Source organism: Salinispora sp. CH2A1_6 (assembly GCF_056820975.1).
This window is the reverse complement of sequence record NZ_JBXEDG010000003.1, coordinates 223,518-249,771: the sequence shown is the minus strand read 5'-3', so window position 1 is coordinate 249,771 and position 26,254 is coordinate 223,518. Positions and strand designations below refer to the sequence as shown.

Below are 26,254 nucleotides of genomic sequence, written 5' to 3'. Positions count from 1 at the left end.
CCAGAACGCGTCTGGGCCTGGTCCCGATGGCGCCGACGACGCCAACACCAAGCCCGCACCAGCCACTACCGACGACACGGCTACCCCTGACCACCTGCCGCTGCAGTACTAGCCCGTCGAGTCGCGCGCGCTCTGCGGAATCCTGCAGGGCCTCACCGACAGAAGGGACAAGATATGGAGCCTGAAGATCCGCAGTCGGCCAGGCTGTTCGAGCTGGTGGCCGCCCACAGGTCACCGGGTACGCAGCGGGCCCCCGGCCACGCCTCCTGGAGAATCGGCACCTGATCGTGCGGCACGGCCGGCGCCACCATCGTCGCCTCCTGCTCCGCCGCGAGATCGGCCGCCCGCCGGGCGATCGTGCGCAGGACAGCCGCCGAAGCCCACGGGTCGGTGCGGGACCGGACCAGCGCTCCACCCACGTACCGGGTAGTGCCACCGACCACCAGGACACGCTCGGCGGGACCGGGCAGGATGGCCCCGACTCGATCATCCAGCAGGCCGCGCGGGATCCCCGGGCGCCGAGGCCAGGAGACCTGAAGGGCACCGAGCAGCACGCCGCCGTCCGTCTCCTCGAGACAGTCGGTCAACCATCGGGGTTCGGCGCGCATCGCGCGGAGCGACTCCTCGTGGAAGTCCGGCCAGCCGAACTCGAACCGCCCGGACAGGGCCGGCTTGCTTCCGGCTCAGCTCGAGCGCCGTTGAACAATCATGATCAAAGACTAGTGCAGCTCCACACGACAGCGACCGGCACCACGGGGCGAAGACGTCCGCGGTATCCGGCCCCTCCAACCCCGGCGGCCGCGCCCGGACCCCGGGCAGGGTGGTAGGCGATGTCGATGTCCGACCTGCCTATGATCGCCGGATGGAAGCGACCGATGTGATCAAGGCTCTGGCCGATCCGCAGCGATTCCGGGTGCTCGCGGCAGTGGCACTCGGAGCCTCCAGCCGGGACGAGATCAGGTCCCGGGCGAGCGTGGACGCCCGCGGCGTGCAAGCCGCGATCGGACGACTGGAGTCCATCGGGCTCCTCACCAACGACGACGGCGCCCTTCGCGTCAACCACGAGAGACTGCGGGGTCTCCTGCAGACCGAGGCCGCACCCAGCCCCCGGGACGACGTCAGCCGGTTCGTGCAGGACGGCCGCCTGACCAGCCTGCCGTCGAAACGTACCCGGCGGCACACCGTGCTCGCCCACATCGTGGAGCAGTCGTTCGATGAGAAGAACACGTTCGACGAAAAGGCGGTGAACGCCGTTCTCGAGCGTTGGTGCGAGGGCAGCGGCGTCGACCACGTTGCGATCCGGCGCTACCTGATCGACCATCAGCTCATGTTCCGCGTCCAGGGTGTCTATGCCCGTACCCCGGACGTTCTCCCGGCGACGGGCGAAGCAGAAAGATACATGGATGCAATCGGTCTCGGCTGACCCGCTCTCCGCCGCCCAGCGCCGCCTCTGGTTCCTGCACCGCGCCGACCCGGCCGACACCGCGTTCCACGTTCCGATCGCCGTCCGGCTCCGGGGCCGGCTGGACGAGTCCGCCCTGGCCGGGGCGGTCACCGCAGTCGTCGAGCGGCACGCGGTGCTGCGCACCCTCGTCAGTGACCAGGGTCAGTGAGTGCTGCCGGCCGGCGGCCACCGCTACCCCGGGCTGCGCCGGCACCCGGACGGCACCGATGTGGGGGAGCTGGCCCGGACACCGTTCGACCTGACCGCCGAGGTGCCCTTCCGTGCGCATCTGGTGTCCTCCGGACCGGACGACCACGTTCTGCTGTTGCTGCTGCACCACATCGCCACCGACGGGCAGTCCGACGTGCTCCTGCTCAGCGATCTCGCCGAGGCCTACCGATCGGGCGGGCTGGACCGGCCGGACCCGACGGTAACGTGTGCGGAGTACGCCGCCTGGCAGCGCGGGCTGCTGGGGGACCAGGACATGCCGACCGCCTACAGCGAGCGGATGCTGGCGCACTGGCGGGCGGCGCTCGACGGGATGCCGCACGAGCTCAACATTCCGCGTGACGCGGTCGCCCCGACGGAGGCGGAGGACTGGCACGACGCCTGGTTCGAGGTGCCCAGCCCGGACTGGGCGGCCCTGAACGCTCTGGCTCGGCGGGAGCGGGTCACGCCGTACATGATGGTGCACGCTGCCGTCGCGGCGGTGCTGTTCCGGATCGGCGCCGGACCGGATCTCCCTCTGGGTACGGTCGTCGCCGGGCGCCACGACGGGGCACTCGAAGAGGTGGTCGGCTTCTTCAACAACCCGCTACTGATCCGCACCCGGGTGGACGCCACGCAGTCGTTCACCGGCCTGCTCGGCGAGGTCCGGCAGGCGGCGCTGACCGCGTTCGCCCACCAGGAGATCCCGTTCGACTGGATCGTCTCCACGGTCAATCCCGCCCGCGGCAGTCACCATCCGCTCTTCCAGCTCAGCGTCGAGTATCACCGAGCGGACGACGGCTTCCCGGAACTGCCCGGCCTGGAGGTGACGCCGGTCAAGCTGCCCCTGTCGGCCGCCAAACTGGACCTGAGTTGGGACTTCAGCGAACGGACCGGTACCGGTCCGGTGCTGCAGCTCAGCTACGACAACACCAGGTACGGCCGGGAGTTCGTTCTCCGGCTCGGCCGCTGGACAGTCGAAACTCTGGGTGTCGTGGCCCGCGATCCCATGGTCCGCGTCGGTGACCTGCCGTTGAGCGGCGACGACTCAGATGCGCAGGTGCACCGTGCCGCCCATCCTGGCATCGACGTGGGCCTGGTGCGGCGTCTGCGGGAGGTCGCGGCCCGACAACCCGGGAGCCCGGCGATTGTCGCCGACGACGAGACGGTGACCTACGCCGATCTGATCGCCCGCGCGAGCCGGCTCGCCGCTCGGCTCAAGGCCGCGGGAGCCGGGCACGGAACGATCGTGCCGTCGCTGGCGGTCCACGGTGCCGAGGTGGTCACCGCTGTCCTGGCCATTCGTGAATTCGGCGGCGTCTACCTTCCCCTCGATCCGGCCACACCGGTACGCCGGAACACCGAGTTCCTCGAGCAGGTCGCCGCCGGCCTGCTCCTGACCGTTCCGGCCACCCAGGAGGCGGGTCTGGAGCTGGCAGCCGCCGCCGGGCTACCCGAACCGCTCGTCGTCGGCCGCGACGGCGAGGAACCGGGACCATACGAGGAGACGGCGACCGACACCGCGTACATCATCTTCACCTCGGGGTCGACGGGCCGGCCCAAGGGCGCGCTGGTCCGCGCCGACGGCATGATCAACAACATACTCGGTGAGGCCGAGGCCCTGTCGATCACCTGCCGGAACTGATGGCCTCGACCGCGCCGCTGACCTTCGACATCTCGGTCTGGCAAATGATGACTCCGCTGCTGTTCGGTGGAACCGTACGGCCGGTTCCCGACGACGTGGCACGCGGCCCGATGGCCCTGTTCGAGCTGGCCGCCCGAGAACGCTGGACCATGCTGCAGGTGGTGCCCAGCCTCCTCGACGCCGCGCTGGACGACTGGGACGCCGGTAATCCCCGTCCCGGGCTCGCCCTGCGTCGGCTCGCGGTCACCGGCGAGGCGCTGCCGCCGTCGACATGCCGGCGATGGGCCAGCTTCTATCCGGACATACCGTTGGTCAACATGTACGGACCGACGGAGTGCTCCGACGACGTCGCGCATGCGGTGATCCGATCGGACGATCCGGTGCACGGCCCCCGCACCCCCATCGGTCGGGCGACGCGGGGCAGCCGACTGTACGTCCTCGACGAGGATCTGCGGCCGGCGCTGCTAGGTGCCCCCGGGGAGCTCTACGTCGGCGGTATTGTCGTCGGGAAGGGGTACCTGGGCGACGCCCGGCGTACCGCCATGACATTCGTGGCCGACCCGTTCGACCCCCGCCCCGGCAGCCGGATGTATCGCACGGGTGACGTAGTCCGGCGGCGGTCCGACGGCCAGTTGGAGTTCTGTGGCCGCAGCGACCACCAGGTCAAGATCCGGGGCCGACGCATCGAGCTGGGCGAGATCGAGCACACGCTGCGTTCGATCCCGGGTGTCAACGCCGCTGCCGTTGTCGTGCTAGGCCCGCCGGGTGCACACCCACGCCTGGCTAGCCCAGAAGGACCGCCGGTGGTGCGTCGGCGGCGACCCGGGAAACCGAGCTGGCCACGGAGACTAATTAGTACATTTGATCGAAATCGAGGGGTATCGTCCGAAGATGACATCCTCGGAACTGCCTCCAGACCTGTCCGGCTTGAGTCCTCGTCAACGGCAGATCCTGGCCGTGATACGGCAGTGGGTCGAGCGCTACGGGTATCCACCGACGGTGCGGGAGATCGGCGCTGCGGTCGGGCTTGGGTCCCCATCGTCGGTGGCGTACCACCTGAAGGTGCTTCAACAGCGCGGCTTCCTGCGCCGGGCTGCACGTGGGCCACGCGCCGTTGACGCCCGCCCATCGCGACGCCCAGGCGCCTCTGGCGGTCCGGACGTGCGCTCTGTCGTTCAGGTTCCACTGCTGGGCTCGATCGCAGCCGGCGCTCCAATTCTGGCCGAGGAGTACCTCGAGGAAGTCCTGACGTTGCCCAGGAAGCTCGTTGGCCACGGAAAGCTGTTCGCGTTGCAGGTCCGCGGAGATTCAATGATCGAAGCTGGTATCGCGGATGGGGATGTCGTCGTGGTGCGGCAGCAACCGGTCGCTAACAGTGGCGACATTGTTGCCGCGATGATCGACGAGGAGGCCACCGTCAAGGTCTTGCACATCAGCGATGGCGCCGTGAACCTGCTACCCCGCAACCCGCGCTACCCCGTCATCCCCGGTGACCGCGCGACGATTCTCGGCAAGGTGGTCTGTGTGCTGCGTCGTAGCTGAGGTGTCCGCCAGTAGCGTGCGGCGAGAGATCAGTGCTGGGGTGGATACCAACATTAGACGGGGTCTGAGTCCTGATGGAAGGGCAACCACCCGGTAGGGCTCAGCAAGCTCGTTACACACATCCGGATCAGTGCCTCGGTGAGGGCCGGATAGCTAGCGAACGGCCCGAAGTCAGCCTCGAAATCGATTAACATGTTTATTGCCTCCTCCGATGGTTGATGAATCAACCATCGGGCCACCATGTTCGCGAGCCGTTTCTGCACGCCTATCTCATCGGCGATGGCTACACCGAACATGATCGGCACGATCTGATTTAGGCTGCCTACTTGGCTTAGCCACTCGCGGTGGGCATGGGTGAGAACGTGCTCACTCTCCCAGCGGCGTAGCGTGAGCTGGTCAGTGACACTACGGCCCTCGGTCAGCGCGACCAGCGTTGCGGTTTGCACCAACGAGTCAACAGCCTCGATCGCCGCGGCCGTCGGGTTCGAGAGAGCTGTGGTAATCGAAGTCGCTATTTCCGAAGGCGGTAAGGCGTCAGGAGCGAGACCGGGAAGGATGCTACGGACGCGGCTAACGGAGGCATCCAGCGGTGGGATGCCGCAGCAAGCCTGGAACAACTGCCACGTTAAGGCGGACAGTCGCTTCCGCTCCACTGCCAGGTCGAGTGTCCAACGTCGCTTCTGTTGCGACCAAGGATGCCGGCACCCGTCGACCAGTATCTGCAGTGCGTAGATGCTGGCGCTGTGCCAGCCACGAGTTGAGGGGCGCACTCGTTCAGCCGCTTGCCGCACGGCAAAATCGGCGTGTGCCAGACAGGAGTGCAGATCCAGCTGCTCTGCCAAGTTCAAAACCGCCCGATATGCTGTACCAGCATGCCGGGGCGGCAGATCCGGTAGATCAAACTGCTTAATTCGATCATTGAAGGCGCGGAACGTTTCACCCGCTATAATGACCGACGTCCATTGTAGGATCGCAACGTGGTCAGTATCCCCAGGTGTGCGTCGTTGGCTCGCCAGACGCAGACCAGCGAGTCGCTGAGTTAACGCGCGGTCAAAAGTGCGGCGCCGAATCACCGGCTTGTCTGCTGTGGCACCGGGTAGGTGCCAATACGCCCAAGATAGATCGGTGCCAGCGCAAACGGGTGAACCCAATCGGGCCGGATCGTCGCTAACGGCTTCCAGCGCCTCGCGAAACGACTGCTGCTGGCGACACACCGCGACGGGCGAAGACGGATGCACCCGAAGCACACCCGCTCGTAGCGTCTCGTCCAGGGCCGCAGCGCCGATTTCCGGCATCGGCGCAAAAGGGAGAGGTCCGCCTTCGGCGCTCTGGATCACCGGGCTCGTTTCGTGTCCGCCGCGGAGTAGGGTCAGCGCCCCCAGCACTGCGACCATGGGAACAGTGGTCAGCGAGTCAGGATCGAGTTCGGCTGGCGCATCCGAGCCATGAGCCTCAGCGACATGATCCTGGAGTTCTCGTTCCCAGTCAGCTTCAGCTACGGCCACTGCCCTGTTGCGCGCCGACCGCTGCCGGGCGGCGGATCGACGTTGCGCGGCTCTAGGCGTTGCCTCTCTGGATACCTCTAATGAGAACCCATCGTCGCAGCCTCGACAGACATCCATGATCCCGTCGTCAACGTAGTCCTCCATGTCCTCGCGGCAGCGCAGCACCAGCTCAGCGCCGCAACCCTCACACGTAGCACCCGGGACGATGGCGTGGACGCCAGCAGCAGCCGATGCATCGAACAGCCGATATGGCATGCCATGTAGCAAGTACAGATCGGGCAGTGAGTAATGCCAGGGGAACTCTTCCTCGCTGCTCCCAGTTTCAAGATCATGGAACGCCCAGTACTGTCTCCCGAACTCAACAAGATCAGCGGGCGCGTCTCGTACTGGCTCGATGATGAGTCCATCAGCGGAGGCATTATGCACATCATCTGTCATGGTGCTCGAATCCTCGCACGACCAAGACGCGAACCGAAGTCGCGGCTCCTCCCGGGCTGTCGGTGATGAGTGATGCCGTCGGCATCACCAGGGTCGGTGACGCTTACCTACCAGTACGCCGGTGGAAGCACCGCCCTCACGGAGCAGGGCCCGCCTCAACGACGTTTTCCAACGTCCACCCCCCGACCAAGTCGGGCGCGCCGCAGCGGAGAAGGATCTTTGTGTGACGCCGGACGACGAGCAATGATCTCCACCTCCAACCAGTCCGGCCATCGCCCGCTAATGACCGCGCACGGTCATCTCGCGGGTCGCTGAGTCGGAAGTGACCTTCTCGCAGACACTCAGTAACTCAGGGTGATTGAGCAGCCTGATATAGCCCTGGGGCGGCGCGAACGCGCCGAGCTCGGCCTTGAGTTGCTCCAACGGCATTCCCGGATATTCCACAACACGCAAGATCGGAATCGCGTACGCCTGAGGCAGGTCCTGCACGTACGCGAACACGCTCTCACCGTTGCCAACGCGGGCCCGCTCGGCGATGTCAGCGACTCGCTGCGGCGTGTCCACGACAGCCGGACCAAGGTCAATGACGGCGGCGAGACGGGCCACCGGGGCGGTCAGATAGACATACCAGCGCGCCGGCCGGCCCGCCAGGAACCGGCGCCGGAACTCATACCGCTTCTCACCGGACCACATCAGCTCGTAATAGACAGGGTTCAACGACATCATCACTGGCTCGACATCATCGTCGCCAAACAGGCCAGGCTGCACAGGGCTCATCGTCATCCGACCATCCTGTGGGCTGTCCAGTCGCAGGGACGGTTACCCGCGCCGGAGTTCCCAAGTGCGCCCCCAAGAGTAGTCACGAAACGGATCGGGCGGACCCGGGGTAGGACGATCCAAGTAGGCCATGGGTGAGCAGCCCGGCATATGCCTCCGCCCACGGCCAGCACCGCCGCGGGGTGCCGCACACCGGGCAGCGTCCGTCGACCTGCCGGTGCTCGTTCAGGTCCCGCCACCAGCGGCGGACGGTCGCGTCGGCGGGCGTCACCGCCGGCCCCGGCGCTGCGGGGGCGCCCAGTTGCCCTGCCCGACGGAGCCGAGGTAGTCGTATGCGGTCTCGGTGGGCGGGCACGGCCACCCACAACCGCACACAGGGCACCGGTCCACCCGCGGCCAGTGCCCGGTGATGATCCGCCGGGCGGACAGGATCATCCGGGCGCGTAGCTGCGCCGCCGACAGGCCGGCCGGAGTAGGCCGGCCGTGGGCGGCCATCACCGGCGGCGGTTGGCCGGTTGCCGGGCCAGCGGGGTCAGCAACGGCCGCGTATCGAGGAGCACCGTCGGCTGGTCCCACAGCGGGTGGTAGGCGCCGGCCCGCGCCGCGTACCGGGTAGCGGGGCCGACCGCGTCCAGCCGTGCGGGTCGGCGGCGGAGTCTGCGGAATATCCGGATCATGCGCTCCCTCACCCTCGATGGCCCCAGTTACCCGACGCAACGGGGGTAACGCCGGGTAACTGGGGTGTCACATTGAGGATGAGGGTTGGTCTAGTGCTGCTCCAGGTACGCTCCGTGCCACAAATGAATGTCGATGGGCCAACTAGTACGCGGTGTACGAGCTCACGCGGGCGAACCAACCAGCGCGGCTAGGTCGGCCAACTCGGCGGACATGGCCCGCCGTCGCCGCTCCGTAATGCTCTGCACGATGTCCCGCGCGTACCGCTGCTGCCTAAGCCATGCCGGCGCGTACTCTCGCAGTTCCACCAGTGTGTTGGTCGCCTCTGGATACCGCCGCTGCTGCGCATACGCCCACGCCACATCCAAACGATGTCGCTGCCAACTCGACCCCACCGGCGTCGGCCCCGGTGGCACCAGTCTCGCCAACTCAAGGACACGGTCAGGGCTATCGGCGACTGCCGCATTTTCGGCTCGCTGCATCTGCACACGGTGCGTGTCGAAGCCACCCACCATCATCAAATGCCCGGGCTCGGGTCGCCGCTCGCCAATTCGTACCGCCGCGGCATGAGCGGCGTCCACCACTTCGGTGGCAGTATCGGGCTGATTGTCGCGCGCATAGGCGGCAGCGGCACCCATCAGCAGCCACCCCCACGCGGATAGCTCCGCAGGTGTGGCCCGCCGAAACTGCGGCTCGATCTGGTCGGCGGTCGAAATTGCTAGCTCAGTAGCCTCCGCTAGGCGCCCCTGCCGCATCAGCAGCCAGCACATCCCCTGAATCACAGTCGCCCCGACTACACTGTCGCCGGCCCGCTGGGCCGCATCCAACGCCTCGGTAAGGGCTATCTGGGCCAGGTCGCCGGCCCGTAGCTGGATCAGGAAATTGCCGGTGAGGTGACGGCTCCGAGCGAGCAACGCATACGCAGCGGCTCGGTCGGCGTCTGATGCAGCCTCCGCGGTGACCCGAGCATCCAGCAGCAACGACGGCAACGCCGTCAACGTCGCCGCGTAGTCGTTGCTCTGATACAGGCGATCAGCGGTTTCTAGCCGCACCCGAAGCGAATCAAGGGGCAACGGCTCTTCGGTCCGCGGGGGCGAGAGAGCGCCCGCGAGGCCACGCACTGGGGCCACCGCCCGCCGAATCTCCGCCAGCGATAGTGGTCGGTGGTCCGGCTCGTTACGAGCCGCCGCCCGCGACGCGTCCCCGATCAATGCTGTCGTGGGCACCGCCAACGCTCGGGCTAGAGCGTGCAGGGTGTCCAACCGGGCTGAGTCGCGGATTCCCTGCTCTAACTTACGGATGATCTCGACGCTGACGCCTGAGGCTTCCGCGAGCTGCTCTTGCGTGATTTTGCTCTGACGTCTCGTTCGAGCGAGGTGTTCACCGACAGATGCCACGTTGGCCTCCCAGGTTGAGGACTGGGCGGCGGGCCGCCGGCCTCAACCCCGGCGGGCCGCCAGCATCGACGGTACTCCCCGCCTGCACGTCACGCCGTCACCTGCCCGTATGGATGTTCCGGCGCGTCGTGGCGTACGCCCTACCACGGAATGGTGGTTCCGAACAGGTTCGAGCTGTCCGCTATGAAGTAGCGGACATTCAAAACGTCACTGGACGGCCGGCCAGAACCATTCGCCGATATCACTTGTCTACTATGGATACGCTACTAAAATTGTTCCGGCTGATCAGTGATCACGAGCAACGGTGACGGGGGACCTTCGTACTGGGTCGTGGCCCTCGGTCGCGCACCATCGCCGCCCCAGCCGGGCGGATTCATCGACACGCCTACGAGAAGTCTTCCCATCTGTTCGTACGTGTGTTCGACTAGCACGCTCCCGTCAGCACTCAATGGAGGTCTTCGACAGCGCATGAACTATCCCTCCCACCCCCACCGTCGCCGTCGCCCCGCCATGCCACTGGTCGCCCGCGTGGCCAACGCCGCCTACCAGCGCGCAATGACCAGCAAGCGCGAACGCCTACACCAGCAGGAAAACCGGCGCCTCCGACAGGAGAACGCGTGGCTCCGGAACGAGGTCCGGCACTGCCGGGATGCCATCGACGGGATGGGCCACGACATGGAGGTGCGGCGCCAGGACTCGTCCTGGGTGAACTGCTCGCCCAGGCAGGCGCCCGCAGGCGGACGACGGTCGTCGATCAGCGGCACCTGTTGGAGGTTCACCTCCGCGAACAGCTCGCCGCCGAGTTGGAGGAGGCTCGACGTGGGGGCTACGCGAAGGGGTATGCCGACGGGGCCATGCGCCGCAGGACCGACGGTCAAAACTGAGTTCCCCTACCTGTCCCCTACAACGAATCAGGCCCCCTCACCGGAGGGGGCCTGACCTGCATTGCAGGAGATCATATTTAAGTGTCCGAGGGGGGACTTGAACCCCCACGCCCTATACGGGCACTAGCACCTCAAGCTAGCGCGTCTGCCATTCCGCCACCCGGACTTGCCTCGTCCAGCCTACCGTTGATTACCGAAGTGATCTTCTCACCTGTCGGCTACCCGGCGGGCCGCACGAGGAGTTACTGTACACCGCCCGGATGGATCATGCACATCGGCTCTCGGCGGGGGCAATACCGGACAGGAGGCGGGTGGCAATACCGGACAGGAGGGCTGTGGCAGTAGCGTCGGGCACGGCGGGCCGGCAGCATGGCCACGTGTCGTATCCCTCGCCCTCTACCTTGGCCGCGGTGCAGCATCGGGCTCTCGCTCTGCGTCACGCCGGTGACCTGGCCGGCGCGCGTCAACTCCTCACCGACGTGGTGGAGTCGGCCCATCCGCCACCGTACGGCCCTGATCATCCCGAGGTGCTCGGCGCCGCACACCTCCTGGCGCGGCTGCACCGGGAGGGCGGCGACCCGAGCGCCGCCCGTCGGGTGTTGGAGGAGGCCCTCGCGGCGGCCGAGCGTCTCCGGTCGGACGCCGATTCCCTGTTGCTGGCGCTCGTCTTCGAGTTGGCGACCGTAGCGGACGAGCTTGGCAACCGACACGAGGCCCGCCGCAACTTCCACCGGATCTTGACCGCCGGTCCGGCCACGCTCGGCGCCGACCATGCGTCGGTCCGCGCAGCGCGGGCCTACCTCGCCGAGACCGGCCCAGCTGACGGCTCCGGTACCCCGAGCTCTGCGTTCCCCGCGCAGCGCAGCCCGGGGCGTCCGGGGGCCGGGATGGTCGCGGCGCCGCCCTCGGACGTTCGACGGACGCAGCCACCGGTTCCACCGGAGGCCGCGCCGTCTCGACCGGGTCTGTCTCCCAATGATGCCGGCCCTGCGACACCGCAGCGGCCGGCGGCCGGACCGAGGCCGGACGGGCACGGCGGCAGGCGACGGCCCCGACCACACCAGCCTTGGGGACCGCGATCCACGTACGGCACTTCCGACGCCTCCCCCGCACCTGGGGTTCCGGCCGGTGAACCCACGCCGGACCCACCTCGGATGATGGATGACACGGTGGTCGGTCTGCTGCCTGCCACGCCTTCGGCACCGGAGCCGCGGCGGCGCGGCCGGAACCGGACCGCGGTGGTCGCGGTGCTCGCCGCGGCGGGCGTGGCCGCGGTGGCGATCGTCGGCACGGGTGTGGTGATGTTTCTTCGGACCGATCCGGCGGTCGCTCCGCTACCGGAGACGCCGCGGGCGTCGGCGGCGGGAACGCCGAGCGGGGTCCAGAGTGCGCCGCCGCCGACGGAGCTGAGTTTGCGGGATGACCTGACCTCGGTGACTCTCACCTGGACGGATCCGTCCGGCGGCGTTGTTCCGTTCGTGGTTGCCGCCGGTCAGGCAGGGCAGCAGTTGGGGGCGAAGGATCGGGTGGAGCCGGGGCGGACCAGCTACACGCTCAATGGTCTGAGTGCCGGGGTGGACTACTGCTTCACGGTGCTGGCGGTGTATTCCACGGAGACGTTCACCACCTCCGGGCAGGTGTGCACCAATCGCGAGCGGTAACTCGTCCGGAAGTACGCTGCGTGCACAGTGGCGGACGGTACGGGTTCCCCCAACGTTGCCACGCCAAATAGGATGGCACCCGACTTCCGGGAGGGCCGCCGTTTCGGACCCGTCACCTGCGTGAACGATACGGGGAGGCAGTTGGTTGTGGCCACCGTCAACGATGTCGGGACTCCACGCCGCCGGTTTCGTGGTGGGCTGGTCACCATCGCCACTGTGACGGCGCTGCTGGCGGCGATGGGGCTGACTGTGCTCGGGGTGGGCGCCGCTGACAACGCGGTGGCCACCTTCGACGCCAGTTCCTGGCTGTGGAGCAGTGTTCGCGGTGAGTTGGCTCGGGTCAACGGGGTGACGGCGCGGGTGGATACCCGGCTGGAGGTTCCGGGTGCGCGGCAGCATCCGGTGCAGGTCGCCCAGACCGACCGGCTGCTCGTTCTGCGGGATCTGAGCACGGGCCAGGTCAGTTCGCTGGACCTCGCCACGTTGCGGATCCTCGCGACCTCCCCCACCACGCCCGGTCTCGGGGTGAACGTCGTGCTGCACGAGGAGGCGGCCTTCGTGGTGGACGCGGTGCAGGGCGTGGTCCGGCAGCTCGACCCGCGGTCGCTGACACCGATCGGCAACTCGGTCCACTTTCCCCCCGGCATCACCGGTGGCTCATTTGATGGTGCGGGTCGCCTGTGGGTTGCGGTGCCGAGTGAGGGAACCGTCTCGGCGATCAGCGCCGCGCCGCTGCCGTCACCGTCTTCCGCCGCCGAGGGGGGCCTGAACCCAGAGCTGATCGAGACGTACGACATCACCGAACCGCATCACGAGTTGATGGTCTCGGCGCTGGACGACGGGGTGGCGGTGCTCGACCGGACGGCAGGTTCACTGATCATGGTGCGCCAGGGGGATGTGACGCGGACACCGCTGGTGACCTCCGCACCGGCGGTGCTGCCCGCCCGCACCAACGGGTCGGCGGTGCCGGTGACGGTGCCGTCGCAACGACAGGTGCACGTGGTCACCGGCGGAGTGGTCACGAACTTCACGGTGCCCGGCGATGGGGGCGACCTCAGCCCGGCGGTGTGGTGGGCGGGTCGGTTCTACTGTGCCGACGAGGCCACCGGCACCGTGTATGTGCTCGACGAGTCCGGCCGGCTGGTCGAGTCGATGTCCGGCGCACCGGCTGGTCCGCTTGAGCTGGAGGTTCGGGAGAACCACCTGTTCATCAATGCTCCGGACGCGTCGACCGCCCGGGTGGTCGATGACCGGCACCGGATGCGGGAGGTCGACAAGTACGCCAACGATGTGCTGGGGGGTGACCCGCCGCCCGCTCCCCCGCCGCCGCCCCCGCCGCCGAAGAAGCCGAAGGAGAGCCGGCCGGGTCCACCGCAGGCGGTCACCGCGGCGGCCGGGGACGCCCAGGCCCGGGTGAGCTGGCGGGCTGCCGCCGCCAATAACGCCGAGATCATCAAGTACGTGGTGTCTGGCGGTGGGCAGCGCGTCGAGGTCGGCGCCAACCAGCGGGCGGTGGAGATCAAGGGGCTGACCAACGGGGAGACGTACGCGTTCTCGGTGTTCGCGGTCAACGCCAAGGGGGACGGTCCGGCCCGCACCAGTAATCCGGTGACACCGACGGCGGAGGTGCCGGACCCGCCCGCGAGCGCGACCGCCGAGGCACGCCCGGACGGGACGGTCGCGGTGCGCTGGCCGGCGGCGAACGGGCAGGGCAACACGATCAACCGGTACGTGGTGACGGCCACCTCGGCCGGCACGAACTCCCTGGCCGGGGAGGCGACCGGGACAGAGCTGGTGGTGCCGGCGGGCGAGTTGGAGTTCGGCCGGCAGTACGCATTCTCGGTCGTCGCGGTCAATGACAAGGGTGCGGGTTCGACGGCCTCGCCGGTGAGTAACACGGTGGTCCCGTACGCGCCGCCGGGGGAACCGGTGGAGTTGCAGGCCACGACGGTGCCGGAGCAGCCGGGAACAATCGCGGTGCAGTGGGGGCCGGCGGCGGAGAACGGCCGGCCGGTGACGGCGTACCTGGTGGACGTGGGCGGTCAGCAGAGCGAGGTGACCGACACTCGGACGACGGTCGGCGGGCTGGGTGACGGGCAGCAGGTCACGGTCACGGTGCGGGCGGTCAACGAGGCCGGGCCGGGGCCGGAGGCGACGGTCACCGCGCAGACCGTGGCCGTGCCGAAGGTGACGGTGACCGGTTCGTCGGCGACTGCCACCTCGGTGACGGTGAGTTTCACTGTGGATGCCGGTGGCGGCAGGGCGACCTGCGCGCTCAGCACCAGCGGTAAGCCGGCGACGTCCGGCCCGTGTTCCCGGATCACGTTGTCCGGGCTGACGCCGAGCACGGGGTACACGTTCACGGTGACGGCGACGAACGCGGCCGGCCCGGGCAGCGCGACCCGGGCGCAGTCGACCGCGGTGCTGTACGGGACGGCGACCTGCGAAAACGGCGACTCCGGGGACCAGGCTACCTACTGTGACGCCGACGTTGACGGCCGCAACGGTAACGAGGTCTTCTCGGTGCCGCGGCAGGATGACCCCCGGCAGGTCGGGTGGGCCAAGCCGGGCACGCGGTTGAAGGCGTACTGCCGGCAGTCGGGCGAAGAGGTGTACGCCTACGTCTACAACGGGCACAAGGAGAGCACGTGGTGGGTGCAGGTCGACTTCCAGGGGCGCAACTACATTCCGTGGGCCTGGCTGAACCTCGACGGTGGTGACGACATCAACGTTCTGCCAACCTGCTGAACCGACGCCAGGCAAGGAGCACCAGCGTGAGTTCCCCCGAGTTGCTCGGTCAGTCGGAGGTGCAGGGCTTCGCCGCCCTCGCCGCCCGGTTGGCCGAGAACATCAACGCGGTTGTTCTGGGCAAGCCGGAGGTGGTCCGGTTGGCCCTGACGGCCCTCTTCGCGCGGGGTCATGTGCTGCTGGAGGATGTGCCGGGGGTCGGTAAGACGACGCTGGCCCGGGCGGTCGCCGCCACGGTGCAGGGGCAGTGGCGGCGGATCCAGTTCACTCCGGACCTGTTGCCGTCGGACGTGTCCGGGGTGACGATCTACAACCAGGCCAGCCGGGAGTTCGAGTTTCATCCGGGGCCGGTCTTCGCCAACATCGTCATCGCCGACGAGATCAACCGGGCGTCGCCGAAGACCCAGTCGGCGCTGCTGGAGGTGATGGAGGAGCGCACGGTGACCGTGGACGGGGTGCGCCATCCGGTTCCGCAGCCGTTCCTGGTGGTGGCGACGCAGAACCCGGTGGAGATGGATGGCACGTACCGGCTGCCGGAGGCGCAGTTGGACCGGTTCCTGGTGAAGTTGTCGGTCGGCTATCCGGATGAGGCGGTGGAGGTGGAGGTGCTGCGGGGCGCGACGGCGCGTTCTCCCGAGGCGCTGACCCCGGTCACCGACACCGCGACGGTCGAGGAGATGGTGCGGATGGCGCGCCGGGTGCACATCGCCGAGCCGTTGTACGCGTACGCGGTGCGGATCGCCGCGGCGACCCGGGACCATCGGCAGGTTCGGGTGGGGGTGAGCCCGCGTGGGGTGATCGCGTTGACGCGGGCGGCCTGCGCGTACGCGCTGATCGATGGACGGGGTTGGATTATGCCGGAGGATCTGAAGCTGCTCACGGAGCCCGTCTTCGCGCATCGGCTGCTGCTCACCCCGGAGGCGCAGGTGCGGGGGGTAACCCCGACGGAGGTGCTGCGCCAGGCCGTCGCCTCGGTGCCGGTGCCGCTGCCGTCCGGGCAGGCCGCCGCGGTCCGCGGTTGAGCGGTGGGGGTTACTGCCCGGGGGGTCGGGTTGGGTGTTGCTGCCGCTGCCCTGCTGGCGGCGGGCTTCCGGTTCGCGTACCCGGAGTTGGCCTTGTTGGGTGCGGCGGGGGCGACCGCGGGCGGCTACGCGTTGGCGGTAGCCGCGTGGCGGCCCCGGTTGTCGGTGGTCCGCCGGGCCGAACCGGACCGGGTGGGGCGCGGTGAGCCGGCGACGATGACGGTGACCGTCCACAACAGTGGCCAGCTCTCCTCGGCGAACCTGGTCGCCGAGGACCGCTGTGGCGGGCTGCCGGTGCCGGTGCCGGTGTTGCGGCTGCGACCGGGGAAGGACACCACCGCCCGGTACGACGTGCCGACGACCCGCCGCGGTGTGGTGCCGGTGGGGCCGCTGTGGGTGATGCGGCGGGACCCGCTGGGGTTGGTGTCGTTGTCGCGCCCGTACGGCGAGACGGTGCCGGTGTGGGTGCATCCGCGGGTCCATCCGCTGAACGTGGTGCCCACCGGCGCGGGGCGCAGCCTGGATGGTCGGGTGGATTCCGTCCCGCATGGTTCGATCACCTTCGACTCACTGCGGGAGTACGTGGTCGGGGACGAGCTGCGTCGGGTGCACTGGCGGACCAGCGCGCGGGTGGGTGAGCTGATGGTCCGGGAGAACGTGGACACCAGCCTGCCTCGCCTGGTGGTGTTGCTGGACAACCGGGCGGTGGCTCATCCGCGGCGGTCGGCGGGGCTGGCGGAGTCGTTCGAGTCGGCGTGTGAGGCGGCGGCGTCGGTGCTGACCGCCGCGTACCGGGCCGACCTGCCGGTGGTGCTGGTGCTGGTGGCTCCGGAGGAGGAGGCCGACGCGGCGGGTGCTGGGGGGACCGGCCGGGAGCAGGAGGTCGGCGCGGCGGGTGCGCCGGGTGCCGGGGTGGCGGGCCCGCTGGACCGGTTGGCGGCGGCGGGACTTGGTGCCGACACCCTGGACGCCACGCTGACCCGGCTGCGGGGGGATCGTCTCGGTGACACGCTGATCGCGCTCACCGGTCCGGGCGGGCGGGCCACGCTCGGCCGGTTCGGTGCGCTCCGGGGCGCGTACCCGTCGGTGGTTGTCGGGGTCTTCGGGGCGGCGGAGCCGGCACAGTCGCCGACGACCGGCCTGGTGGTGATCGACGCTGTGGACGGGGCCGCGTTCGCCGCCGAGTGGGATCGGGTGCGACGGTGGTGAGGATGTCCGAGCGCGGTGCCCGCCGCGATGCCGGTCTCCCCGCGGGCAGGAGCCGCGGGGTCGCACAGGTGTCCGCACCCGGGTCGTTTCTGACCTCGGAGCTGCCGCTGGCGGTGGTGCTGGTCGTGCTGGTGGCGCTGGCTGGGGTGGTCCTCGGGCGGATGTACGCCGGGGGTCTGCTCCCGCTGCTGGTTGCCGGTGCCGCGACCGGCTCGGTGCTGGTGGGAGTGCTCTGTCGGCGGCTGCCCTCGTGGCTGGTGGCGCCGCTGTCGGTCCTGGGCCTGGCGGCGTGGACGCTGTGGTCGTTGCGGGTCGCCGCTGATCGCGCCGACCTGCCCGGCCCGCTCGTGGAGGTTGCGGGCGAGGCCGCCCGCAACGGTATCCCCCGACTGTTGACCGCCATGATTCCGGTGGAGCCGACGCCGGACACGGTCCTCGTTCCGGTGGTGGCCGCCTGGCTGGCCGGGCTGGCCGCCGGCGAGGTGACGGTGCGGGCGGGTCGGGTGCTGCTCGGGTACCTGCCGCCGGTGCTGCTCTTCGCGGGCGCCGTCTACCTGGTCGGGCCGAACGCCGAGCCGGCGGTCGGGCCGACGCTGGTCTTCGTGGCGGTGGCGGTGGTTGGGCTCGCGTTGCCGGGACGGGTCCGACCGGCCGGTGCGGACCGGATGGCGGGGCTGCCGCCGAAGGCGCGCGCGGCGGCGCGGGTCCGGCTCGTCGGGGCGTCCACCGCCGGTATGGCGGTCGTGGTGGCACTGGCGGTCCTACTCGGTCCAGTGCTGGCCGGCATGATCGGCGGCCGACCGGTTGATCCGCGCCGGTATGTGGAGCCGCCCCGCGTGGACTCGCTGGACGAGAATCCGTTGATCCGCATCTCTGGTTGGGCGCTGTATCCGGAGCAGGAGTTGCTGGACGTGACGACCCTCGCCACCGACGAGGCAGACCCGGCGGGTGCCGGGGCGCGGATCCGGCTGGCGGTGCTCAGTGACTATGACGGGGTTACCTGGCAGGTCGGCGCGACGTACCGCAACGCCGGCCGGATCCTCCCGGCGACGGAACCGGCCCCGGGGAGCATCGTCGAGACGGTCCGCCAGGAGCTCACCGTCGCCGAGTTGACCGGGCGGTTGTTGCCGGCCGTCGCCACCCCGCGGGAGGTGACCGGGGCGCGGGTGGCGTACGACCCGGCGACCGGGACCCTGATCCACCCGGAAGGGCTGGCCCCCGGGCTGCGGTACACGGTGACGTCCGCCCGGGAGCGGCCGGAGGCCAACCTGCTGGCTATCGCGGATGTGCCGGCCGGCGCGGAGGTGGCGCGGGTGCTGCGGGTCGCCGACGGGGTGCCGGAGTCGCTGAGCCAGCTGGCGGAGCAGCTCGGCGAGTCGGCCGGCGCCCCATACCAGCGGGCTGTTGAGGTGGAGCAGTTCCTCGCCGCGCACTACCGGCTGGTTCCGGACTCCCCGAGCGGGCACGCGTACCCGAATCTGGAGTTCTTCCTGTTCGGCCCGCGCGACGCGGGCGGGCAGCGGGGAACGTCGGAGCAGTTCGCGGCGGCGTTCGCGGTGCTGGGCCGGCTGGTGGGGCTACCGACCCGGGTGGTGGTCGGTTTCCGGCCAGCGGGCGACGGGCCGGTACGGGCCGCGGACGCGTACGCCTGGCCGGAGGTGTTGTTCGACGGGCTGGGCTGGGTGCCGTTCGATCCGCTGCCCCAGCCGGACACCGAGCCTCGGCCGGTCGAGGAGGGGTTGCGTCCCCCACCGGACGAGCCGCCGTCGCCGACGCCGACGCCGAGCACGGGGCCGACGGCCACTTCGCAGGCCGCCGGCGCACCGGTGGGGCCGGCGGACGCCGCCGGCGATTCACCGTCGGTGCTGCTGGTCGGGGGTGTTGCGGTCGGGGCTGGGCTGACTCTGGCGGCGATGCTGCTGCTGACGCTGCTGTGGCTACGCGGGGCGCTGAGCCGGGGCCGGCTGGAGCGGGGCTCCCCCGGCGAGCGGGTGGATGGCGCCTGGCGGGAGGTGACCGACGCACTGCGGCTCGCTGGGCAGCCGGCTACCGGTGATCTGGCCGCCACCGAGGTCGCCGTGGTGGCGCGCGACGTGTTGGTGAAAGCCCGCGGGGGCGACGGTGAGCCGCCACCGGTCGCGGCGGTGGGGGTCACCGAGTTGGCGGACCTGCTCAACCGGGTGGCCTTCGCTCCGGGCACGCTCACCGCGCAGCAGGCGGAGCGGGCCGTGGCGATCGCCCGGGCGTATGTCACGGCGCTGCGGGGGGCCCGTCCCTGGTGGCGCCGTCTGCTGTGGCCGGTTCACCCTGGTCCGCTGGTTCGGGACCGGGCGGATCGGCGCCGGCGGAGCGCCCGGACCTGACTGTCGTCCCGGTCAGCCGGCGAACGAGTTTACGGAGCCCGGCCTGCCAGCCATCGGGATCCTCCGCGCGGCGGCGGGCGTACTCGGCGACCTCCGGGTGCGGCAGGATCAGGAACCGTTCCTCGGCGAGCCCGATGACCACCGCGTCGGCCACCTGGTCCGGGGTGAGCACCGTGCCGGAGGCGGCGACGACCCGGGCGGCCAGGTGCCCCGCGGCCAGCCCTTCGGAGAGCATCGGGGTGTCTACTCCCTGTGGGCACAGCGCACTGACCCGGATGCCCCGATCTCGGTAGGTGATGGCGAGCCATTCGGCGAAGGCGACGGCAGCATGTTTCGTGGCGGCGTAGGGCGCGTCCCCCACCGCGGTCAGCACACCCGCGGCCGAACAGGTCATGAGCAGGTGCCCACCGCCCCGGGCGAGCAGCGCCGGCAGCACCGCCCGGGCGGTGTAGACGTGGGAGAGCACGTTGACCCGCCAGGCCCGATCCCAGTCGGTGTCCGGGGCGGCCACTCCCCCGCCGGTAGCCACGCCCGCGTTGGCGCAGAACAGGTCGATCCGCCCGTAGCGTCGCTCGGTCTCGGCGACCAGCGCGTGGACCTGCTCCTCGTCGGTGACGTCCACCTGGACGGGCCGGGCGACGGGGCCGACCGCGTCGGCGACCGCGCGGGCGGCCGTGCGGTCCAGATCCGCTACCACCACGGCCGCCGCTCCCTCTGCCGCGAACCGCCGGGCCAGCGCGGACCCGATCCCCCCGGCCCCGCCGGTGATCACTGCCACCCGGTCGGTGAGGTTCATCGGAGCTCACCCCCGCCCAGCCCGGCCAGCACATCGAGGAGTGCCGCGGCGTCGCCGGCTGCCAGCTCGGGTGTTGGCAGCAGCGCCAGCACGGGGACGTCCACCCCGGCCGCGGCGTACCGCTGCACCTGGGCCCGACACTCCTGGGGGCTGCCGTGCAGGACGAGCGCGTCCACCACCTCGTCCGGCACCGCCGCCCCGGCGCCCCGCCGGTCTCCCGCGGCCCAGGCCGTCCACATCGGGTCGAAGACCTCGGCGCGCCCCAGCCAGCGGTGGAACTCCGCGTACGCCGGGACGGTCAGGTAGCTGGTGATGAGCCGGCGGCCCAGCGCGCGGGCGTACCGGGCGTCCGTGGTCGGGCAGACGAAGATCCGCGCGACGACCTCGAAGCCGGGGCGACGTCGGCCGAGCGCGCCCAGCACCTGCGGCAGGTCGGTGGCGGCGAGCCAGTTGAGGATCACGCCGTCGGCGTCGGCGGCGGCGAGCCGCAGCATGCCGGGGCGCAGCGCGGCGAGCAGCAGCGACGGGGGGACGGCCGGCGGGCGTTCCAGGGTGAAGCGCCGGACGGCGAAGGTGTCGTACGCTCCGTCGACTGTCTCTCCGGCCAGGGCGGCGCGCAGGAAACGGAGCACGTCGCGGGTACGCCGGTACGGCTCGCTGAACTCGCCGGCATTCCAGTCCCGGACGATCACCGGCGAGGAGGCGCCGATGCCGAGGGCGAACCGATCGGGGGCGGTCTCGGCGAGGGCGGCGGCGCTCATCGCGAGCAGAGCCGGTCCGCGGGTGAAGACCGGTGCTATCGCGGTGCCCAGCCGCAGCCGCGGCGCCCAGGCGGCGGCCAGCGCCAGCGGTGTGAAGGCGTCCGCCCCGTTCACCTCGGCCGACCAGGCGTCGGTGAAGCCGACCTGGTCGAGTGCGCGGTAGACCGTGGCGTGGTCGGCCAGCGGGATGCCGCTCAACGGTACCGTCATGCCCCATCGCGTCGTCATCGGTCGATGATGTCCGGCCGGCGGGCGGTGGGCAAGATCTGGTCTGGCCTCCCGGCCCGGTCACCGCGCTACGCTGCGGCTCGTGACTTTCTCCCTCGTCGCCTGCTCCGCTGACGGCCGGCTACACGGAGTGGTCGTGGCCAGCAGGTTCCTCGCGGCCGGGGCGCTGGTGCCCGCCGCGGAGGCCGAGGTGGGCGCGATCGCCACCCAGGCACACGTGAACCTGGCCTACCGGCCGCAGGGCCTGGCGCTGCTACGGACCGGGGTTGGCGCGGCGGGCGTGGTCGCCGGGCTGGTCGCCGCCGACGACGAGCGCGACCATCGCCAGCTCGGTGTCGTGGGTGCGACCGGCCCAGGTGCCGGTTGGACCGGGCCGGCCTGCCGCCCCTGGGCGGGCGGGCAGTCCGGGGATGGCTGGGCTGCGCAGGGCAACATCCTCGCCGGTCCGCAGGTGATCGACGAGGTCCGCGACGGCTGGCTCGGTGGCGGGGGGCTGCCGTTCCCGCAGCGCCTTGTGGCCGCGTTGCGTGCCGGAGACGAGGCGGGTGGGGACCGGCGCGGGCGGCAGAGCGCCGGGCTGCTGGTCGTCAAGCGTGGCGCCGGGTACGCCGGCACCGGCGACATCCTGATCGATCTGCGGGTTGACGACCACCCGGATCCGGTCACCGAGCTGGGCCGGCTTCTCGCCGCCCACACCCGGCTGTTCAGCCGTCCGGACCCGGGCACCCTGCTGGACCTCACCGGGCCGCTCGCGGTCGAGGTGGCCGGCCTGCTCACCGCGCTCGGGCACTCCGCCGATCCGGCGGCTCCGCAGGAGGCACTGGTCGCTTGGGCGGGTCTGGAGAACCTGGAGCGGCGGCTGGTGCCGGGCCGGATCGACCCGGTCGTGCTGGAGCAGTTACGCCGGGCCACCCCGCAGGTTCCCGCGCCCCGCGCCCGACCCGCGTCCTGAGCGAACTGGCGCCGAGCCCAGCAGCACGGCGGTCTCGGGGGCTGATCCGGATGCAACTCCTCCAGCGGAGGTCTCGGAGCCGCACCGGCAGCGTTCAGGGCGCGAAGCTCAGCCAACGGAAGTCGACGGCGGCAACGGTCGCCTGCTCGCCGGGGGTCAACGGCGACCGGCCGGTCGTCTTGCGGATCAGGGTCAGCCGGTCCCAGCCCAGGGCGGCCGGCACCGGATGTCCACCGGTGAGCAGGTCGGCCACCACGGTGGCGGCGGCCGGGGTCAGCCACGGCTGCCGGTCCAGCGCCGCGGCCAGGTCCAGGCCGTGCACCCCCACCTCGACCACCCGGGTACGCAGGAACTCCACCATCGTCATCGCGTCACCGTGCCGGGTGCGGACCAACCGGCCGGGGGGCTGCGCGGCGACCGCGTCGAGCGTGGCCCGCAGGGCCCGGTCCAGGTCGGCGGCGAGTGTCGTGGCATCCAGGGACCGTGCCGCTCGGTGGCCACCTTCGATGCGGTCGGCGTCTATTGGCGGGGTGAACCTGGCCGCGCCGAAGTAGCCGGCGGCGTCAACCTGCACCCGCGGCGGGGCGGGGGCGGCGAGCATCCCGGCGAGCCGACCGACCCCGGCATGCACGTGGGCAAGCAGCTCGCGGACGGTCCACGGCGGGCAGTTGGTGGGCCGCTCCAGGTCGGCCTCGGTCAGATCCCGCAGCTCAGCAGCGAGCTGGACGCATTCGTCCCGAAACGCCGCCCGTACCGGCGTGCGCTCCGGCGGGTTTCCGACGGCCGCTTCCACCATGGTCGGTTCCACCATCGCTCAGCCCGCGTTTCGGGGGATGAGGCGGTACGCACTGACCAGGACCAGGGCCATCACGATGGCCATCGTACCGGCGATCTCGGCGGCACCACCCGCGTAGCCGGCGAAGAGGGGCCGGCGGGCCAACTCGTTCGGGGCGATCTGGGGGAAGTCGGCGAGCCAGGCCAGGGCAAGACCGCCGGCGACGATCGCGAGCAGGCCGCCCGTGCCGAGTAACACGGCGGCGAGCGGGTGCGCGTCGCCGGGGTCGACCCTCGCCCGTTCTCGCTGCATGATCAATAGCACCAGCCCACCGAGCGCCGCCCAGACCCCGACCACCAGGTACGCGGCGATCGCGTCGCTGGGTCGGTGCCATCCGGCGGAGACAGTGGCCACTCCGACGGCGGCGGCGTAGCCGGTGCCGAGCAACGCGCCCAGGACTCGGGCCGTCGGTGGCAGAACGAGGACCAGCGCCACCGCGAACGAGGCGGCGACGGTGGCGTGGCCGCTGGGCAGGCTGTTGCCGGCGAAGATCCGTTGCGGGTCGATGCCGAAGTCAGGGCGGGCGAGGCTGTACTTGAGCGCCTGGGTGGTGAGGTTGGCGCCGACGATGAGCAGGGTTGCGGTGAGCGCGAGCGCGACCCGGCCACGGATCAACGCGATGAACCCGATCACGGCGGTGGCGGTCAGCAGCGCCGCCAGCGACATCGCGTTGAGGATGTGGTTTACCGGTCCGTCGATGCGGTCCTGGCCGATCCGGTTACCGGTGAGGGCAACCGTGTCGAGCCACTGGCCGAGCTCGGTCTGCACGGCGACCCACCACACCCCGATGAGGGCAGCGGTCTGCGCCAGCGCCAGCACGGCCAACCAGACCGCCGTCCCACGCCTCGCCGTGTCGTGCACCCGCACAACCTAACGGCAGGCGACATCGACTGCCCGCATAACCCACGCCATGACGACTTTCACCTGTTCAGCGGAGAACGGCGGAAAGTCGGAGTGTCAGCAGCCGAGACCCCAGATAGTTGACCCATGTCAGATCCGGCCGCCGAACGTTGACGGGGGCCGCGATGCCTGCGCGCCACGTCGGGACTCTGATCGCGGTGGTGGTGACCCTCGGGTGGCTCGTGATCGGCGGTGTGGCCCACTCGTTCCCCGGCCGCCTGGACCAGGTCGAGATCGACAACTTCCAGACGTTTCTGCCCGCTGATGCGGAGTCGCAGCAGGCGCAGCAAGACAGCCGTGACATCACCGGTACGGATGCCACGCCCGCCCTGGTGGTCTACGAGCGTTCGGCCGGGATCACCGTTGATGACCAGGAACGGGCGGACTCAGACCTGACCCGCTTCGGTCAGGTGCGGTGGGTTGTCGGGCCCATCGCGCCCCCCGTCCAGAGCCAGGACGGGCAGGCCCTGCTGGTGGTCGTCCCGATCGACAACGCCGTGGGGCAGGCGGAGAACGACGTCATCGATCAGTTGCGCGCGATCACCGGCGGCGACCAGGGCGGACTGACCATCGAGGTCACCGGCCCGGCCGCCTTACGGGGCGACCTGATCACGGTCTTGGCCGGAGTGGGCGGCGAGCTGCTGGTCGTCACCCTGGGTGCGGTGCTGGTAGTCCTACTGATCATCTACCGTAGTCCGGTCTTGTGGGCGCTTCCGCTGATCGCCGCCGGGCTCTCGTACGTGTTGGCCACGGTCTTCGTCTACTGGCTGGCCGACGCGGATGTGATCAAGCTGAGTGGGGAGTCGCGGGGGATCCTCACCGTGCTCGTCTTCGGCGCGGGCACCGACTATGCGCTGCTGCTCATAGCGCGTTATCGGGAGGAGCTGACCAAAAGGGAACGCCCGGTTGACGCGATGAGGGTGGCGTGGCGCGGCGCCGCCCCGGCGATCATCGCCTCCGGCTCGACGGTCATCCTCGGCCTGCTCGCCCTGCTGTTGTCGGTGCTCAGCTCCACCCGCTCCCTCGGACCGGTCTCCGCCATCGGCATCGCCTGCACGCTGCTGGTGATGCTCACTTTCCTCCCCGCGCTGCTCGTCCTGGGTGGGCGACGGGTGTTCTGGCCGCGGACTCCGCGCCCGCAGCAGCGGGCCGCGACCACCTCGCACCGCCTCTGGACCCCGGTCGCCCGCCTCATCGGCCGGCGAGACCGACTGGTGTGGGTGATCGCCGCCATCGGTCTCGGCATGGCCGCGATCGGGGTCACCCAGCTCGGAAAGCAGGCAATCAACCAGGATGACCTGCTCTTCTCCGGAAACCGGTCGTCGGTCAGCGGGCAGCGTCTACTTGACCAGCACTATCCCGGCGGCACCGGCAGCCCGGCCATCATCGTGACCAACGCGGAGACCGTCGACCAGGTCACCGTCGCAGCCCGTCAGGTGTCGGGAATCGCCTCCGTGGCGCCGGTCACCGCGGCGGGTGGGGCGTCGACCACAGCTGCAGAGGCCGGGGCCGCACCGAAGGTCGTGAACGGACGGGCACAGCTCAACGCGACCATGAGTGACGCACCGGACGGTGACAGCGCTGAGCAGACCCTGCGGCGGCTCCGCACCGCCGTTCATGCGGTGCCCGGCTCCGACTCCGTGGTCGGTGGCTTCACGGCAACAAATGTGGACACGGCCAACGCCGCCGACCGGGATCAGCAGGTTATCTTTCCGGTCGTCCTGGCCGTGATCCTGCTCTGCCTGGCGGTGTTGTTGCGCGCCCTGCTCGCACCGCTACTCCTGGTCCTGACCGTGGTTCTCTCGTTTACCGCCACCGTGGGAATCTGCGTGCTGATCTTCCGGTATCTGCTCAACGTCCCCAAGGTAGATCCGGAGTTCCTCCTGTTCGCATTCGTCTTTCTGGTCGCCCTGGGGGTGGACTACAACGTCTTTCTGATGAGCCGGGTCCGGCAGGAGTCAGAGCGGCTGGGTACCCGACGCGGGGTACTGTCCGCACTCACCGTCACCGGCGGGGTGATCACGTCAGCCGGTGTCGTGCTCGCGGCGACCTTCGCGGCACTGACCGTGCTCCCGGTTCGACTCCTGGTGGAGCTGGGCATCGCCCTTCCGGTCGGGCTTCTCATCGACACCATCGTCGTGCGCTCCCTGCTGGTGCCGGCCCTCACCCATGACATTGGTCGCCGAATCTGGTGGCCGAGCCGGCTCGAGCGAAGTGACGGTGGCCCGGCGGGCACCGGCTGAGGTTGCGATCAGCTTCGTTGAC

General features: G+C 70.0%; 22 protein-coding genes, 1 tRNA gene and 3 pseudogenes. 13 read left to right on the top strand and 13 right to left on the bottom strand.

What is annotated here, in order from left to right:
- Positions 1-152: 152 nt before the first annotated feature.
- Complete coding sequence (locus tag AC1UKG_RS05955; RefSeq protein WP_475889673.1) at positions 153-608, bottom strand: hypothetical protein; 456 nt, start codon at positions 606-608, stop codon at positions 153-155.
- A 254-nt stretch (positions 609-862) separates the two neighbouring features.
- Here AC1UKG_RS05955 and AC1UKG_RS05950 point away from each other — a divergent pair, with 254 nt between their 5' ends.
- The 5 genes and pseudogenes from AC1UKG_RS05950 (at position 863) to lexA (ending at position 4,838) form a co-directional block, all read left to right on the top strand.
- Entirely contained in the window at positions 863-1,423 is a 561-nt protein-coding gene (locus AC1UKG_RS05950) for a DUF2087 domain-containing protein (protein ID WP_018745007.1), read from the top strand.
- Positions 1,350-2,651, top strand: a pseudogene (locus tag AC1UKG_RS05945) (condensation domain-containing protein); the annotation flags it as partial. The gene AC1UKG_RS05950 and the pseudogene AC1UKG_RS05945, both read left to right, overlap by 74 nt.
- Before the next feature lie 9 nt (positions 2,652-2,660).
- A complete protein-coding gene (locus AC1UKG_RS05940) occupies positions 2,661-3,296 on the top strand; it encodes an AMP-binding protein (protein WP_482642080.1) in 636 nt (211 codons plus the stop codon).
- Positions 3,296-3,805: pseudogene (locus AC1UKG_RS05935) on the top strand (AMP-binding protein); the annotation flags it as partial. The gene AC1UKG_RS05940 and the pseudogene AC1UKG_RS05935, both read left to right, overlap by 1 nt.
- A 382-nt stretch (positions 3,806-4,187) precedes the next feature.
- Positions 4,188-4,838 (top strand): transcriptional repressor LexA, encoded by a 651-nt coding sequence (lexA, locus tag AC1UKG_RS05930; protein WP_026271407.1) that lies wholly within the window; start codon positions 4,188-4,190, stop codon positions 4,836-4,838.
- Positions 4,839-4,891: 53 nt separating this feature from the next.
- Here lexA and AC1UKG_RS05925 read toward each other — a convergent pair whose 3' ends face one another.
- The 7 genes and pseudogenes from AC1UKG_RS05925 to AC1UKG_RS05895 all read right to left on the bottom strand — a co-directional run.
- Positions 4,892-6,781, bottom strand: coding sequence for a hypothetical protein (locus AC1UKG_RS05925; RefSeq protein WP_482642072.1), 1,890 nt, complete (start codon positions 6,779-6,781; stop codon positions 4,892-4,894).
- Between the two features lie 279 nt (positions 6,782-7,060).
- On the bottom strand, positions 7,061-7,564 hold the full coding sequence (locus AC1UKG_RS05920) for a hypothetical protein (protein ID WP_018814207.1): 504 nt from the start codon (positions 7,562-7,564) through the stop codon (positions 7,061-7,063).
- 76 nt (positions 7,565-7,640) lie between these two features.
- Positions 7,641-7,829 carry a hypothetical protein gene (locus AC1UKG_RS05915; protein ID WP_482642071.1) on the bottom strand — a complete coding sequence of 63 codons (189 nt, stop codon included), beginning with the start codon at positions 7,827-7,829 and terminating at the stop codon, positions 7,641-7,643.
- Complete coding sequence (locus AC1UKG_RS05910; protein ID WP_482642070.1) at positions 7,826-8,053, bottom strand: hypothetical protein; 228 nt, start codon at positions 8,051-8,053, stop codon at positions 7,826-7,828. The genes AC1UKG_RS05915 and AC1UKG_RS05910 overlap by 4 nt, the downstream gene beginning before the upstream one ends.
- Positions 8,053-8,235 carry a hypothetical protein gene (locus AC1UKG_RS05905; protein WP_482642069.1) on the bottom strand — a complete coding sequence of 61 codons (183 nt, stop codon included), beginning with the start codon at positions 8,233-8,235 and terminating at the stop codon, positions 8,053-8,055. The genes AC1UKG_RS05910 and AC1UKG_RS05905 overlap by 1 nt, the downstream gene beginning before the upstream one ends.
- 162 nt (positions 8,236-8,397) lie before the next feature.
- Positions 8,398-9,285 carry a hypothetical protein gene (locus AC1UKG_RS05900; protein WP_482642079.1) on the bottom strand — a complete coding sequence of 296 codons (888 nt, stop codon included), beginning with the start codon at positions 9,283-9,285 and terminating at the stop codon, positions 8,398-8,400.
- A 174-nt stretch (positions 9,286-9,459) separates the two neighbouring features.
- Positions 9,460-9,630: pseudogene (locus tag AC1UKG_RS05895) on the bottom strand (helix-turn-helix domain-containing protein); the annotation flags it as partial.
- Between the two features lie 617 nt (positions 9,631-10,247).
- On the opposite strand from AC1UKG_RS05895, the gene AC1UKG_RS05890 reads away from it, so the two are divergent.
- Positions 10,248-10,514 (top strand): hypothetical protein, encoded by a 267-nt coding sequence (locus tag AC1UKG_RS05890; protein WP_475889663.1) that lies wholly within the window; start codon positions 10,248-10,250, stop codon positions 10,512-10,514.
- Positions 10,515-10,596: 82 nt separating this feature from the next.
- Here the strand turns inward: AC1UKG_RS05890 and AC1UKG_RS05885 are convergent.
- A tRNA-Leu gene (locus AC1UKG_RS05885) sits at positions 10,597-10,680 on the bottom strand.
- A 235-nt stretch (positions 10,681-10,915) separates the two neighbouring features.
- Between AC1UKG_RS05885 and AC1UKG_RS05880 the strand changes: the two genes are divergently transcribed.
- From AC1UKG_RS05880 to AC1UKG_RS05860, 5 genes are all read left to right on the top strand, one after another.
- On the top strand, positions 10,916-12,175 hold the full coding sequence (locus AC1UKG_RS05880; RefSeq protein ID WP_482642078.1) for a fibronectin type III domain-containing protein: 1,260 nt from the start codon (positions 10,916-10,918) through the stop codon (positions 12,173-12,175).
- A gap of 147 nt (positions 12,176-12,322) precedes the next feature.
- On the top strand, positions 12,323-14,923 hold the full coding sequence (locus AC1UKG_RS05875; protein ID WP_482642068.1) for a fibronectin type III domain-containing protein: 2,601 nt from the start codon (positions 12,323-12,325) through the stop codon (positions 14,921-14,923).
- 26 nt (positions 14,924-14,949) lie between these two features.
- The gene (locus tag AC1UKG_RS05870; protein ID WP_018745345.1) at positions 14,950-15,945 is read left to right on the top strand and encodes an AAA family ATPase; all 996 of its coding nucleotides are present in this window, start codon (positions 14,950-14,952) and stop codon (positions 15,943-15,945) included.
- Between the two features lie 3 nt (positions 15,946-15,948).
- On the top strand, positions 15,949-17,154 hold the full coding sequence (locus AC1UKG_RS05865) for a DUF58 domain-containing protein (protein WP_026271401.1): 1,206 nt from the start codon (positions 15,949-15,951) through the stop codon (positions 17,152-17,154).
- 68 nt (positions 17,155-17,222) lie between these two features.
- Positions 17,223-19,517 (top strand): transglutaminase TgpA family protein, encoded by a 2,295-nt coding sequence (locus AC1UKG_RS05860; RefSeq protein WP_482642077.1) that lies wholly within the window; start codon positions 17,223-17,225, stop codon positions 19,515-19,517.
- On the opposite strand, the gene AC1UKG_RS05855 is transcribed toward AC1UKG_RS05860, so the two are convergent.
- Positions 19,405-20,313 carry an SDR family oxidoreductase gene (locus tag AC1UKG_RS05855; RefSeq protein WP_018814199.1) on the bottom strand — a complete coding sequence of 303 codons (909 nt, stop codon included), beginning with the start codon at positions 20,311-20,313 and terminating at the stop codon, positions 19,405-19,407. The genes AC1UKG_RS05860 and AC1UKG_RS05855 overlap by 113 nt on opposite strands.
- Positions 20,310-21,284, bottom strand: coding sequence for an LLM class F420-dependent oxidoreductase (locus AC1UKG_RS05850; protein ID WP_018745349.1), 975 nt, complete (start codon positions 21,282-21,284; stop codon positions 20,310-20,312). The genes AC1UKG_RS05855 and AC1UKG_RS05850 overlap by 4 nt, the downstream gene beginning before the upstream one ends.
- A gap of 100 nt (positions 21,285-21,384) precedes the next feature.
- On the opposite strand from AC1UKG_RS05850, the gene AC1UKG_RS05845 reads away from it, so the two are divergent.
- Positions 21,385-22,254 (top strand): DUF1028 domain-containing protein, encoded by an 870-nt coding sequence (locus tag AC1UKG_RS05845; RefSeq protein WP_482642067.1) that lies wholly within the window; start codon positions 21,385-21,387, stop codon positions 22,252-22,254.
- Between the two features lie 94 nt (positions 22,255-22,348).
- Here the strand turns inward: AC1UKG_RS05845 and AC1UKG_RS05840 are convergent, their stop codons facing one another.
- On the bottom strand, positions 22,349-23,050 hold the full coding sequence (locus AC1UKG_RS05840) for a maleylpyruvate isomerase N-terminal domain-containing protein (RefSeq protein WP_026325467.1): 702 nt from the start codon (positions 23,048-23,050) through the stop codon (positions 22,349-22,351).
- Between the two features lie 18 nt (positions 23,051-23,068).
- Positions 23,069-23,956, bottom strand: a complete 888-nt coding sequence (locus AC1UKG_RS05835; RefSeq protein ID WP_475889654.1) for a phosphatase PAP2 family protein — start codon at positions 23,954-23,956, stop codon at positions 23,069-23,071.
- Positions 23,957-24,114: 158 nt separating this feature from the next.
- Between AC1UKG_RS05835 and AC1UKG_RS05830 the strand changes: the two genes are divergently transcribed.
- Positions 24,115-26,232, top strand: coding sequence for an MMPL family transporter (locus AC1UKG_RS05830; protein WP_018745353.1), 2,118 nt, complete (start codon positions 24,115-24,117; stop codon positions 26,230-26,232).
- Positions 26,233-26,254 lie beyond the last annotated feature (22 nt).